General features: G+C 65.7%; 12 protein-coding genes and 1 pseudogene. 9 read left to right on the forward strand and 4 right to left on the reverse strand.

Features of this window, described 5'->3' with window-relative positions; translation table 11 throughout:
• From RHBS_RS15510 to RHBS_RS15520, 3 genes are all read left to right on the forward strand, one after another.
• Window positions 1-209, forward strand: a 209-nt coding sequence (locus tag RHBS_RS15510; RefSeq protein ID WP_145977525.1) for an iron chelate uptake ABC transporter family permease subunit, incomplete at its 5' end; no start/stop codon positions are given.
• Window positions 206-1,012 carry an ABC transporter ATP-binding protein gene (locus RHBS_RS15515; RefSeq protein ID WP_128645973.1) on the forward strand — a complete coding sequence of 269 codons (807 nt, stop codon included), beginning with the start codon at window positions 206-208 and terminating at the stop codon, window positions 1,010-1,012. The genes RHBS_RS15510 and RHBS_RS15515, both read left to right, overlap by 4 nt.
• 82 nt (window positions 1,013-1,094) lie before the next feature.
• Window positions 1,095-1,988, forward strand: a complete 894-nt coding sequence (locus RHBS_RS15520; RefSeq protein WP_121870827.1) for a siderophore-interacting protein — start codon at window positions 1,095-1,097, stop codon at window positions 1,986-1,988.
• Here the strand turns inward: RHBS_RS15520 and RHBS_RS15525 are convergent.
• On the reverse strand, window positions 1,985-3,184 hold the full coding sequence (locus tag RHBS_RS15525; RefSeq protein WP_128645974.1) for an FAD-dependent monooxygenase: 1,200 nt from the start codon (window positions 3,182-3,184) through the stop codon (window positions 1,985-1,987). The genes RHBS_RS15520 and RHBS_RS15525 overlap by 4 nt on opposite strands.
• A 117-nt stretch (window positions 3,185-3,301) precedes the next feature.
• On the opposite strand from RHBS_RS15525, the gene RHBS_RS15530 reads away from it, so the two are divergent.
• Genes RHBS_RS15530 through RHBS_RS15540 form a run of 4 tightly spaced genes read left to right on the forward strand, consistent with a single transcriptional unit; the run spans window position 3,302 to window position 6,968 of the window.
• On the forward strand, window positions 3,302-4,345 hold the full coding sequence (locus tag RHBS_RS15530) for an iron ABC transporter substrate-binding protein (RefSeq protein ID WP_128645975.1): 1,044 nt from the start codon (window positions 3,302-3,304) through the stop codon (window positions 4,343-4,345).
• 3 nt (window positions 4,346-4,348) lie between these two features.
• Window positions 4,349-4,777 (forward strand): hypothetical protein, encoded by a 429-nt coding sequence (locus RHBS_RS30680; protein WP_237669264.1) that lies wholly within the window; start codon window positions 4,349-4,351, stop codon window positions 4,775-4,777.
• Window positions 4,747-5,916 carry an iron ABC transporter permease gene (locus tag RHBS_RS15535; RefSeq protein ID WP_237669265.1) on the forward strand — a complete coding sequence of 390 codons (1,170 nt, stop codon included), beginning with the start codon at window positions 4,747-4,749 and terminating at the stop codon, window positions 5,914-5,916. Before RHBS_RS30680 ends, RHBS_RS15535 begins: the two co-directional genes overlap by 31 nt.
• The gene (locus RHBS_RS15540) at window positions 5,913-6,968 is read left to right on the forward strand and encodes an ABC transporter ATP-binding protein (protein ID WP_128645976.1); all 1,056 of its coding nucleotides are present in this window, start codon (window positions 5,913-5,915) and stop codon (window positions 6,966-6,968) included. Before RHBS_RS15535 ends, RHBS_RS15540 begins: the two co-directional genes overlap by 4 nt.
• On the opposite strand, the gene RHBS_RS15545 is transcribed toward RHBS_RS15540, so the two are convergent.
• The gene (locus RHBS_RS15545; RefSeq protein WP_128645977.1) at window positions 6,965-7,531 is read right to left on the reverse strand and encodes a hypothetical protein; all 567 of its coding nucleotides are present in this window, start codon (window positions 7,529-7,531) and stop codon (window positions 6,965-6,967) included. The genes RHBS_RS15540 and RHBS_RS15545 overlap by 4 nt on opposite strands.
• Window positions 7,532-7,555: 24 nt before the next feature.
• On the reverse strand, window positions 7,556-8,968 hold the full coding sequence (locus tag RHBS_RS15550) for an MDR family MFS transporter (RefSeq protein WP_121872666.1): 1,413 nt from the start codon (window positions 8,966-8,968) through the stop codon (window positions 7,556-7,558).
• Window positions 8,969-9,030: 62 nt separating this feature from the next.
• Between RHBS_RS15550 and RHBS_RS15555 the strand changes: the two are divergent.
• Both RHBS_RS15555 and RHBS_RS15560 read left to right on the forward strand, forming a co-directional pair.
• Window positions 9,031-9,914, forward strand: a pseudogene (locus RHBS_RS15555) (phosphoribosylaminoimidazolesuccinocarboxamide synthase).
• Window positions 9,911-12,040, forward strand: a complete 2,130-nt coding sequence (locus RHBS_RS15560; protein WP_121870822.1) for a S9 family peptidase — start codon at window positions 9,911-9,913, stop codon at window positions 12,038-12,040. Before RHBS_RS15555 ends, RHBS_RS15560 begins: the two are co-directional and overlap by 4 nt.
• 40 nt (window positions 12,041-12,080) lie before the next feature.
• Here the strand turns inward: RHBS_RS15560 and RHBS_RS15565 are convergent.
• The coding region (locus RHBS_RS15565) for a response regulator (RefSeq protein WP_128645978.1) at window positions 12,081-12,628 on the reverse strand (548 nt) is incomplete at its 5' end.

Here is a 12,628-nt window from a genome sequence, read left to right on the forward strand (position 1 = left end):
TCGCGCCGCAGCTGGCGCGCCGCCTCACCGGCACCTCGTCAGTGGCGATGGTGCCCGCCGCGTGCATGGGAGCGCTGCTGCTGGTCGTGAGCGACGTTGTTGCGCAGCGCGCCTTCGCTCCCACTCAGCTGCCGGTGGGTGTGGTGACCGTATCGGTCGGCGGCGCATACTTCGTGTGGTTGTTGGCGCGGGAAGGCAGGAAGCAGTGACGAAGCCTCGGTTGCACACCGACGACATCACGGTCGGATACGACAGGAGCGTCATCAGCGAGAACCTGACCGTCGAGATCCCCGACGGCAAGTTCACCGTCATCGTCGGACCGAATGCCTGCGGTAAATCGACTCTGCTGCGGGCACTCTCGCGGCTACTGAAGCCCTCGCACGGAACCATTCTGCTGGACGGGAAGGCGATCTCGTCGTACCCCGCGAAAGAAGTTGCCCGACGCCTCGGCCTGCTTCCGCAGACCTCCATCGCACCCGACGGTATCTCGGTGGCCGATCTCGTTGCGCGGGGCCGCTATCCGCATCAGAAGCTGATCAGGCAGTGGTCGACGACGGACGAGGCTGCGGTGATCGAGGCCATGAACGCAACGGCGGTGACATCGCTGTCTGCTCGTCCGGTGGACGAACTGTCCGGCGGGCAGCAGCAACGCGTCTGGGTGGCAATGGTTCTGGCGCAGCAGACGCCGCTGTTGCTGTTGGACGAGCCGACCACCTTTCTCGACATCGCCCACCAGATCGAGCTGCTCGACCTGTTGGCCACTCTCAACCGCGAGAACGGTCGCACTCTCGTCGCTGTGCTGCACGACCTCAATCACGCCTGCCGGTACGCCGACCACATCATCGCGATGAAGGACGGCGCGGTGGTCACCGAGGGCGCGCCCGCCGACGTCGTCACCGCCGAGCTGGTCGAGGCTGTCTTCGGGCTGCCGTGTCGCATCATCGACGATCCGGAATCGCACACTCCGTTGGTGATCCCCAAGGTGGTCGGTCGCAGGCTAGGCAAGGCTTAGTTTAGAGTCGAGGAAGAACGGCTCCGAGTCAGCCTGAGGGTTTCTCGCAGGAGTTACGTCGAGATATGTATCGAGGACGAAGATGAGTGAACAACCGCGTGGCTTCTACTACGCCGACGTCGTTGCGGTGGAACGACTCACGGTGCACATGGTGCGCGTGACGTTCGGCGGCGAACATGTCGCCGGCTACCGCACGCTCGGTGTGCCCGACGAATGCGTCGGAGTCTATTTTCCCCGGGCAGGCGAAGCTGTCCCGCCGCCGATGACCGAGGTGGACGGGTTCTGGTGGTTCCACGGTCTCGACGACGCCCCAGAGGGTCGCAACTACACCATTCGTCGTCTCGATCCGGAGCGCGGTGAGCTGACCATCGACTTCTTCGCACACGAGGGCGGTGTCGCATCCACCTGGGCCCAGCAGGCCGTCCCGGGGCAGACCGTGCTGTTCACCCGCCCGCGATCCTGGTATTCACCGCCCGCCGACGTCGAATGGCTGCTGCTGGTCGCGGACATGACCGGGTTGCCCGCGCTCGGCCGACTCGTCGAGCAGTTGCCCGCAGGAATGCGGGCGCACGCGATTGTCGAGGTTCTCGAACGCGGCGACATCCAATCCTTCGAGACCTTGGCCGACGTCACGTTCGACTGGCGCATCGGATCCGGAAACGGCGACAGCGCAAGCGTTCTCGACGACGCGGCGCTGGCCTACCCCGTGCCCGAGGGACGTGGGTACGTGTGGTTCGCCGGCGAGGCGTCGTCCTCGCGTCGGGTGCGCAAGCACTTCCGCAAGGAATTGGGTTACGAGATCGCGTATTTCGACATCATCGGATACTGGCGTGCCGACTCCGAGAAGTGGCTCGAGAAATACAAGCAATATCAGGAGGAGGCGCTGGCGGTGTACAACGGCGTCATCGAATCCGGCCGTTCCGAGCAGGAGGCCAGCGAGGCCTTCGACGCGCTGCTCGAGCGGGTGGGGCTCTAGCCTGCGTTGTCGAACTCGTAGTCCGGCAGCTCGAGTGTCGCCGCGTCGGGACCGAGGAACGTGCTGCTCACGGCCTGCACCGGCTTGGATCCGGCCAGGCGCAGTACGGTGCGGAATGCGGCGACGCCCACCGAGGTCTTCGGATGCGCGACGCGAGGGACGCCGGGTGGGAGTTTCTGAGCCTGATCGACGAACGGGCGCATGCGCGCCTCGAAGGCCTCGAACCCGGCGCGATGATCGCTCGTCCGTGCGAGTTCGCCGGCGAGCACGTACGCGCCTGTGACCGACAACGTGGTACCCATGCCGCTCAACGGCGTTGCGCACCAGGCGGCATCGCCGAGCACACCGATTCTGCCTTTCGACCAGCGCGGGGCCTTCACCTGCGCCAGATAGTCGACGTACAGTTCCGAGTCCGGTCCCAGCGAGTCCAGGATCCGGGGCACTTCCCAACCGACACCGGCGAACTGCGCTCGTAGCGCAGCAACGACCTGTTCGTCCGACGCTCCCTCGTACCCGCCGGCGTCGGACACCCAGGAGAGGCTGAACCGCGTCGTGCCGAGGTTGTCAGGTCGTAGATTCGCCACTCGGGATCCGGGCGCGTTGTACCAACGCCACCAGCCGTCGTCGCTCGGTCCCTTCGGCAGTACGCCGTAGGCGGTGTACAGGCCGACGGGAGTGGTCTCGGCCTCTCCGGAAAACACCAGTTCCCTGCTGCTGGAGCGGATTCCGTCGGCGAAGAGAACCAGATCGAATCGCTCGGACGGTCCCGCCGCGAATGTCACATCGACTCCGTCGGCATCTTGGGCCACGTCGACGACGCGATCGCCGTAGCGATACTCGGTTCGCGGTCCGGCGGATTCGACCAGAATCCGCGCGAACTCGCCGCGCAGAATCTCCAACTCCGCCGTCGGGCCGTCGTGGGTTCCGTCGCCGGCCGGGAAGGCCGCGATGGTGGCGTCGGCGTCGTCGACGAAGCGGGTGCCCTTCTCGGTGGTGCCGTTCGCGAGGAGGGTTGCGTCCAGGCCCATGCGCCGCAGCACCTCGCGGCCGGAGCCGCGAACGTCGATGTTCTGGCCGCCGAGTCGCAGTTGCGGTGAGCGTTCGAGGACGGTGACCTCGAAGCCTGCCCGGTCCAGCCAGAAAGCCACGGTGGGACCGGCAATGCTGGCACCGGTGACGAGTACGCGAGAAGTCATGGGGCGCGAATGCCCGGGCGGCCGGACGTTCAATCCCGGAGGGAAAGTAGCTGAGCCTCACCTTTGTGGTGTACTTTCATCGAATTGTCCGAATGACCCGTTTTCGTCAGGAGAACCGTGTTCACCGTTCGCCGTTTGGCGCTGCTCTCGTTCAGCGCAACCCTCGCCCTCGGTCTCGTCGCATGCAGCTCGGAAGGCTCGTCCGACGACGGCACGTCCACCTCCGAGTCCGCCACCGCCGAGTCCGCACTCGTGGTGTACTCAGGCCGCGGTGAAGAGCTCGTCGACCCACTGATCGAGCGCATCGGTGGCGGCATCGAGGTCGACTACTCGGGCAACACCAACGCCCAGGCCGCAAAGATCCTCGAAGAGGGCGACGCGACCCCGGCAGACGTCTTCTACGGTCAGGATGCAGGAGCACTCGGTGCCCTCGACGAGGCGGGCGCTCTCGCACCGCTGCCCGAGGACATCCTCTCCCTCGTTCCCGAGCAGTACCGCGGTGCCGACGGCACCTGGGTCGCCACCTCCGCCCGGGCCCGCGTGCTGGCCTACAACTCCGATTCGGTGCAGGCCGGCGATCTGCCGACCGGTATCGACGGTCTGCTCGATCCCCGCTGGCGCGGACAGATCGGCTACGCACCGACCAATGCGTCCTTCCAGGCATTCGTCACCGCCCTGCGTGTGCAGCGCGGCGAAGACGGAGCCCGCACGTGGCTCGAAGCCTTCGTCGCCAACGAGCCCGTCGCCTTCGAGGGCAACGGCCCGCTGCTGACCGCCGTCAACGACGGACAGGTCTCCGCCGGTCTGACCAACCACTACTACTGGTACCCCTTCAAGGAAGAGAACGGCGACGACGCCCCGGTCGAGCTGCACTACTTCGAGCCCGGTGACCCCGGCGCGCTGATCAACGTCGCCGGTGCCGGTGTGCTGGCTGCCTCGGACAACCAGGAAGCGGCATTCGACTTCGTGCGCGAGTTGCTCTCGACCGAATCGCAGACCTACTTCGCGAACGAGACCGCCGAATACCCCGTCATCGACGGAGTCACCTCCGATTACGACCTGCCGCCGCTGTCCGAGCTGGGCTCGACCGATCTCGATCTGGGTCAGCTCTCGTCCCTCGAGGCCACTCAGACTCTCCTCACCGACGTCGGAATCATCTAGTCGGTGCCCACGTCTGCACTCCAGCCGCTTCGGCGGCGCCACTTCGGCGGTCGTCCCGTTCTCGGGACGACCGCGTTGTGCGTGGGAGCGCTGACGCTGACACCCCTGGTGTACCTGTTCGTTCGAGCGTTCGACGGCGGAACCGAGAAGGTTCTGCGATTGCTCCTGCGGCAACGCACACTCGATCTCGCGATCCGCACGGCAACACTCACTCTCACCGTGCTCGTCGCGTCCGTCGTGGTCGGGACTCTGCTGGCGTGGCTGACCGTCCGTACCGATCTACCGGGACGGCGCTTCTTCGCGATGGTCCTCGCCGCTCCACTCGCCATCCCGTCGTACGTGTCCGGGTACCTGTGGATCGCCGAGTTCCCCTCGTTGGCAGGGTTTTCCGGTGCAGCCTGGTGCTCACGTTGTCTTGCTTCCCGCTGGTGATGCTGCCGGTGTCCGCGGCGTTCTCCACCGCGGACCCATCGTTGGCCGAGGTCTCGCGAACCCTCGGTCGAGGCGCTGTGCGCACGGCGCTGACCGTCGAGTGCCGTCGCGTGGTTCCCGCCGCGGCAGCAGGCGCGCTGCTGGTCGCGCTGTACACCATCAGTGACTTCGGGGCGGTGGCTCTGATGCGATACGACGCCTTCACACTCGGCATCTACAGTGCGTACCGCGGGGGACTCGATCGCACCGCGGCCGCCGTCCTCGGACTGGTCCTCGTGGTGGGCGCGTTGGTGCTCACCCTCCTCGAACGGCGTGCCCGACGCGGTGCCACGGCGAGGGTGGGATCGGGAACCGACCGGCAGGCCGAGCCGATCGTCCTCGGCCGGTGGCGCATGCCGGCTCTGGCCGTTGTCGTTGCGGCACTGACTCTCTCGGTGGTGGTACCGATACTGGCCTTGGCGCGATGGCTGAGCCGGTCGTTGCGGTTCACCTTCGATTGGGTGGACGTGCTGGCCGTCACGGCCAAGACCGTTCAGTACTCCGCGACCGCCGCGGTGGTGGTGGCCGTGCTGGCGCTGCCGGTCGCGCTGTTCGCGGCCCGATCCACGTCGAGGGCCGCCCGCGGTGCCGAGTTGTCCACCTACATCGCGCACGGGCTACCGGGTATCACCGTCGGGCTCGCCACGGTCTTCCTCGGAATCAGGTTTCTGCCGTCGTTCTACCAGACGGCGGTGCTGCTGGTATTGGCGTACGTGGTGCTGTTTCTGCCGCTGGCCGTCGGCAGCACGCGAGCGGTCGTCGACGCGACTCCCGTTGTCCTCGAGGATGTCTCACGGACCCTGGGCGCGGGTCGGATGCGTACCGACCTTCGAGTGACGATTCCGATCGCGGCCCCCGGCATCGCCGCCGGTGCTGCTCTGGTGTTCCTGACCGTCGCCAAGGAGCTACCTGCGACGTTGATGCTGCGCCCTCGGGGAGTCGATACGCTCGCCACTACGCTGTGGTCCACCACCGAGGCGTTCCGATACGGCGAGGCGGCTCCCTACGCCCTGGCCCTGATCCTGATCTCGGTGGTCCCTACGGTCGTCCTGACACGGGCGCTGGGGCGCACGACGCGGAAGCGAGTAGCACTGCCATGAGCATGGTGATTTCCGGACTCGTTGCCTCGTACGGCAGTACGGCCGTGCTGCACGGCATCGATCTCGACCTCGGCGACGGCGAGATGCTCGCCGTTCTCGGCCCCTCCGGCTGCGGCAAGACGACCCTGTTGCGATCCATAGCGGGACTGCACCGCATCGACGCGGGCCGGATCACCTCGGACGGGCGGGACATCTCGGTGGCGGGGCAGATTCAGGTGCCGCCGGAGAAGCGGGAGATCGGCCTGATGCCGCAGGAAGGTGGGCTCTTCCCGCACCTGACGGTACGGAGGAACATCGAATTCGGTTTGCGTGCAGGGTTTCTGCGGCCCTACCTGTCCGGTCGTGGGGAGCGCACTCGACGCGTGGACGAGATGCTCGAGCTCGTCGGACTACCCGATGCCGGTGGGGTCAAGCCCAGCGAGCTCTCGGGTGGTCAGCAGCAGCGCATCGCGTTGGCGCGTGCGCTCGCACCGGCTCCGTCGGTGGTGTTGATGGACGAGCCGTTCGCCGCCCTCGACGCGGGGCTGCGTACCTCGATTCGTCAGGACGTACGAGAGTTGTTGCAGTCCAGCAAGACCGCGTCGATCCTCGTCACCCACGACCGGGCCGAGGCACTCGGAACTGCCGATCGAGTTGCCGTGCTGCTGGGTGGTCGCTGCGCCCAGATCGACACACCGCGTGAGGTGTACGAGCGACCCGCCACACCTGCGGTCGCGCGCTTCGTCGGCGACGCCTACTTCGTGGACGCCGCGGCCCAGGGGGGCCACGTCGACACCGTCCTCGGGCGTCTCGAATGCACCACTCGAGCGACGGGAAACGGGCAGGCGTTGCTCCGGCCCGAGCAGCTGGCGGTCTCGGAGCGCAAGGACGGCGCATTCGTCGTCGAACACGAGTTCTTCACCGGCCCCGAATCCTCGGTGACCCTGCGGCACAGCGATACCGGGCTCCTGCTTCGCGCCATCGCCCGAACCGCCGACCGCTTCGCTCCCGGTACCGCCGTGGAGGTCTCCGTGACATCGCCGGTGCACTGGTTTCAGTCCTCGTTGGACTAGTTTCGCAACTCCACCAGCACGATCGGCTCGTCCTGGCCCGGCCAGGTACCCAGCAGATGGGGCAGCTCGGTCGGAGTCGCATCGATCACGCGCCGGACCTGCAGGTGGGGTGACGTCAAGGCGCTTCCACCGGAACCCCGCACCTGCGTGGTGGATTCACGCACCGATCGAGAACCGTCGGCCGTCTGCACCACCAGCTCTGCCTGACCCGCGGCCTCGACGATGGCCGCGGTGGTGACCTCCACGTACACCGGATCGCGGACGCCGTCGTAGACCCAGCGTGTGCCGAGCACCGAATGTTGCATCGTGGCAACGAGATAAGCGTCTGCCCCGGGCAGCGGTGCGCTGCGGTACGTCAGGGGTACCTGAAACACGATGCCCGACGCCGAATGCAGGAGATGTGTCTCGATACCGACCTCGCCGTCGGGATCGTCGAATCGATACGCAGCCACGGCCTCGAGTCCGGTGATATCCCGACGGGCAGACCACTCCTGCGTCGGAAGCCACGCTGCGATGGCGTCCAGTTTCGATGGAACGAGCGTCGCGTGATGAATCAGGGCCATGCGCACAAGCTACCGAAAGGGACGCTATCGAGTCGGTTCCGCTCCACGCTTGGGCATGAACAGCGCCGCGACGGCCATCACCGCTGCCGCCGCCAGGACACCCAGAAAGACCGGATGGATGGCGTCTGACAGTTGTTCGGGGCTCGGGTCGTCGGAGATGCGTGAGTTGACGATGGCACCGAAGACCGCGACCCCGACTGCGCTGCCGATGGAGCGGGCGAACATGTTGGTCGAGGTGGCGACGCCGCGCTCGGACCACTCGACGCTCGACTGTGCGGCGATGAGCGTAGGGCTGGCGATCAGGCCCATACCGAGGCCGATCACGAAGCACACCGCGCCCACCTGCCACACCTGTGAACCGGCACCGAGGCCGGTGGCGAATGCCGCTCCGACGACCGCGATGGAGGCACCGATGAGCGCCGTGGTGCGGAAACCGAACCGGAGGTACACCCGTCCGGAGAGGGATGCTGCGATGGGCCAGCCGAGCGTGAGGGTGGACAGCGCGAAGCCGGCAACGATCGCGCCGGTGCCGAGCACGCCCTGCACGAACGTCGGAACGTACGAGGTCAAGCCGAGGATCAGAGCGCCGACGAGCAGCGAAATGGTACTGCTGACCACCAGGACCCGACGCGTGAACACCCACAGCGGCAGGATCGGCTCCTCGACTTTGGTCTGAACCACTGCAAAAGCGGCCAGCAAGGAGACTCCGGCGGCGAAGATAGCGATGCTGACGGGGGAGTTCCATGCCCAGGACTGTCCGCCCTCGAGCAGCCCGAGCAGCACCATCGCTGCGCCCACCGTCAGCAGGCCGGCACCGAGGTAGTCGATCTTGGGTTTGGTGCGTTCGACAGCTCCCTCGTCGAACTTGCGCCACAGCATCACCGCGGCCAGCGCGCACAGCGGGATGTTGACGAAGAAGATCCAGCGCCACGTCAGGAACTCGGAGAAGACACCGCCGAGTGCCGGGCCCAGTACCGAGGACATCGCCCAAACGCTGGCCAGGTAGCCCTGCACCTTGGCGCGCTCGGCCAGGGTGTAGATATCGCCGGCGATGGTGATGGCCATCGGCTGCACGGCACCAGCACCGAGGCCCTGGACCGCCCGGAAGGCGATCAGGGCGGGCATGCTCCAGGCCAGGCCGCACAGGATGGAGCCGAGCAGAAACACCGCGATGCCGAACAGCATGATCTTCTTGCGGCCGAACAGGTCTGCCAGTTTGCCGTACAGCGGCACCGATACCGCCTGCGCCAGAAGATAGATGGAGAACAGCCACGGAAACTGCGTGAACCCGCCCAGGTCGTCGACGATGGACAGCACCGCCGTGGCGATGATGGTCGCATCGAGGGCGACCAGAGACGTGCTGAGCATCAGCGCAACCAGTATCGGTCCGCGTTCGGAGCGGAATCCGACATCCGACGTCGTGTTGTTCGTTGCCACGGCTACCAGTCTGATGCCTGCCGGCACCCTCGCGGCCACCGGCCCAGATAGTGTTGAACACCGTGCGACCATCACTGAGTAGCTACGAGCATCTGGCCGGCGGCAAGGTCCGCGATCTGTACACGATCGACGACGCGCATCTGTTGCTCGTCGCGAGCGACCGAATCTCGGCCTACGACCACATCCTCGACACCCCGATTCCGGACAAGGGGCGCGTGTTGACGGCCATGAGCGTGTTCTTCTTCGAGGAACTCGGCGGCGTCAACCATCTGGCCGGCGATCCGCTCGACGAACGCATTCCCGCCGAACTACTCGGCCGCGCCCTGGTGGTGAAGAAGCTGAACATGGTGCCGATCGAATGCGTCGCGCGCGGCTACCTCACCGGATCCGGGTTGGCGGACTACAACGCGACCGGAGCTGTGTGCGGCGTGCAGCTTCCCTCCGGGCTCGTGGAATCCAGCAAGCTCGGCGAGGCGATCTTCACCCCCGCGTCCAAGGCCGAACTGGCTATCACGACGAGAACATCACCTTCGACCAGGCCGTCGAGCAGGTCGGTGCCGAACTCGCGTTCAAGTTGCGCGAGGACACCATCGAGATCTACTCGCGCGCAGCCAACTTCGCTCTGGAACGCGGAATCATTCTCGCGGACACAAAGTTCGAGTTCGGTACCGATGCCGACGGCAACCTCGTCCTCGCCGACGAGGTTCTCACCCCTGATTCCTCACGCTACTGGCCTGCCGATTCGTACCAGGAAGGTCGCGTCCAGCCCAGCTTCGACAAGCAGTTCGTCCGCGACTGGTTGACGGGCGAATCCGGCTGGGATCGCAGCTCCGACACTCCACCGCCACCGTTGCCCGACGACATCGTCGCCGCAACCCGCAGCCGCTACATCGAGGCCTACGAGCGCATCTCGGGCCTGAACTTCGACGATTGGGTCACGCCATGACGATCACCCCACCCGTTGCCAAGAAGGTGCCGCACGAGCGCACCCATCACGGCGACACGTTCATCGACAACTACGAGTGGTTGCGCGCCAAGGAAGATCCCGAGGTGATCGCCTACCTCGAAGCCGAGAACGCCTACACCGAGCAGCAGACTGCAGGTCTGGAGTCGTTACGCGACAAGATCTTCGACGAGATCAAGTCGCGAACCCAGGAGACCGACCTGTCCGTGCCGACGCGGATGGGGCAGTGGTGGTACTACTCGCGCACCGTAGAGGGACAGTCCTACGGGCTTCAATGCCGTTGCCCCGTCGACTCTGCCGACGACTGGACTCCGCCCACGCTCTCGTCCGATGTGGAGGTTCCCGGTGAGCAGATCCTGCTCGACGCCAACGAAGAAGCGAAGGGCCACGACTTCTTCTCCCTCGGCGCGTTCTCGATCAGCCTCGACGGCACGCTGCTGGCGTATTCCACCGACACCGAGGGCGACGAGCGCTACACGCTGCGCTTCAAGAACCTCGAGACCGGCGAGCTGCTCGCCGACACCATCGAGAACGTCGCGCCCGGAGCTACCTGGACGGCCGACGCCACCCACGTGTTCTACCTGACGGTCGACGAATCCTGGCGTCCCGATACCGTTTGGCGGCACACCCTCGGCAAGTCGGGTGATGTCAAGGTCTTCCACGAGCCAGACGAAAGTTACTGGGTCGGTTTCGGTTCCACCCGTAGCGAGAAGTACCTGATGATCTGGGTCGGCTCGAAGATCACCTCCGAGTGCCTCGTGCTCGAATCCACCGATCCCGAGGGCGAGTTCCGCGTCGTACTGCCGCGTACGGACGGTATCGAGTACAGCATCGAACACGCTGTCGTGGCCGGCGAGGATCGCTTCCTCATCACCCATAACGGCTCGGTCAACGGCTGGGGTACCGAGGGGGAGAAGGCCGAGAACTTCCTGCTCGCCGAGGCCCCGGTCTCCGACCCTCTCGATCAGCGCATTCTGGTTCCGCATCGCGCCGACGTTCGGGTCGAGGACATCGACGCGTTCGCCGGTCACCTGATCTTCACGTATCGGCGAGAAGCCTTGACCCGCATGGCGATCTGGCCCTTGACCGGCGAGGGGTACGGCGAGTACCGCGAGCTCGAGTTCGACGAGGAGCTCTACTCCGTCGGGGCCGGCTCGAACCCCGAATGGGATCAGCCGCTGCTGCGGATGGTCTACACCTCGTTCATCACTCCCGGGCAGGTCTACGACCTCGACATCGCCAGTGGCGAACTGCTGCTCCGCAAGTCGCAGCCGGTTCTGGGGAAGTTCGACGCCGCGGACTATGTGCAGCATCGTGAGTGGGCCACTGCGCCGGACGGAACTCAGGTCCCGCTGTCGGTGATCCGGCGCAAAGACGTGCCCGACGGCCCCGCGCCGACGCTCCTCTACGGCTACGGATCGTACGAGGCCTCGATGGATCCGTCGTTCTCGGTCGCTCGGTTGTCGTTGCTCGACCGCGGCATCGTCTTCGTCGTCGCACACGTGCGCGGCGGTGGTGAAATGGGTCGGCACTGGTACGACAACGGCAAGACGCTGAAGAAGAAGAACACCTTCACCGACTTCATCGCTGCCGCACAGCATCTCATCGACACCGGACGGACCTCACCGAAACACCTGGTCGCCGACGGCGGCAGTGCTGGCGGACTGCTGATGGGAGCGGTGGCCAACATGGCACCGGAGCTGTTCAACGGCATCCTCGCCAACGTTCCGTTCGTCGATCCGCTCACCTCCATCCTCGACCCGTCACTGCCGCTGACGGTCATCGAATGGGACGAATGGGGAAACCCGTTGGCCAGCAAGGAGGTGTACGACTACATGAAGTCGTACAGCCCTTACGAGAACGTCGAGGCCAAGGACTACCCGTCGATCCTGGCGATCACGTCCATCAACGACACCCGCGTTCTGTACGTCGAGCCCGCGAAATGGGTTGCTGCACTGCGAGCAACGAAGACCGGTGACTCGGACCTGTTGCTCAAGACCGAAATGAGCGCCGGACACGGCGGAGTCAGCGGACGCTACGAGAAATGGAAAGAGGCGGCCTTCGAGTACGCCTGGATCGTGAGAGCGGCTGGCGCCGCAGTGGCGTGATCAGGTGCCCTCTGGGGCACTTGACCGCACCACTGGCGCGTCAGCGCCACACGTAGCGGACCTGCGGTCGCCCGGCCTTACCGTATTCGGTGTGCCGGGTGACCAGTCCGTCGTCGGCCAGTCGTTCGAGGTAGCGCCACGCCGTCACTCGGGACACTCCGACGACCTTGGCGGCCTCGGATGCATTGAGTCCGTCGGCCGCCTCCTTGATGCTCGCGGTGATGCCGTCCATCGTCTGCGGGGCAATGCCCTTGGGTGTCGAGACGCGTTCGTCGGCCGTGCGTAGATGCGCCATGGCACGGTCGATGTCGCGCTGACTGGAAGCGTTCTCGCCGGCAGGCAACGCGGCATGGAATTCGCGATAGCGCTCGAGCTTGTCGCGGAACGCAGCGAACGTGAAGGGCTTGAGCAGATACAGCACGATGCCGTGTGCCACTGCCGAACGCACCACCGACAGGTCCCGCTCGGAGGTGATGGCGATGACGTCGAGGCTCGGCCGCAGACCGCCGAGCGCGGCGGCCACGTCGATGCCGCTGGCGTCGGGCAGGCCGATGTCGAGCAACACCAGATCGACGGCCTCGGTACTGG

Origin of the sequence: Rhodococcus sp. BS-15 (assembly GCF_000813105.1) — a bacterium.
Taxonomy (GTDB): domain Bacteria; phylum Actinomycetota; class Actinomycetes; order Mycobacteriales; family Mycobacteriaceae; genus Rhodococcoides.

What these genes read in the sequence shown, in the direction of transcription:
- RHBS_RS15520 (WP_121870827.1), top strand. Translation starts at nt 1,095, where the DNA reads ATGAGTGAACAACCGCGTGGCTTCTACTACGCCGACGTCGTTGCGGTG.
- RHBS_RS15525 (WP_128645974.1), bottom strand. Translation starts at nt 3,184, where the DNA reads ATGACTTCTCGCGTACTCGTCACCGGTGCCAGCATTGCCGGTCCCACC.
- RHBS_RS15540 (WP_128645976.1), top strand. Translation starts at nt 5,913, where the DNA reads ATGAGCATGGTGATTTCCGGACTCGTTGCCTCGTACGGCAGTACGGCC.
- RHBS_RS15545 (WP_128645977.1), bottom strand. Translation starts at nt 7,531, where the DNA reads ATGGCCCTGATTCATCACGCGACGCTCGTTCCATCGAAACTGGACGCC.
- RHBS_RS15560 (WP_121870822.1), top strand. Translation starts at nt 9,911, where the DNA reads ATGACGATCACCCCACCCGTTGCCAAGAAGGTGCCGCACGAGCGCACC.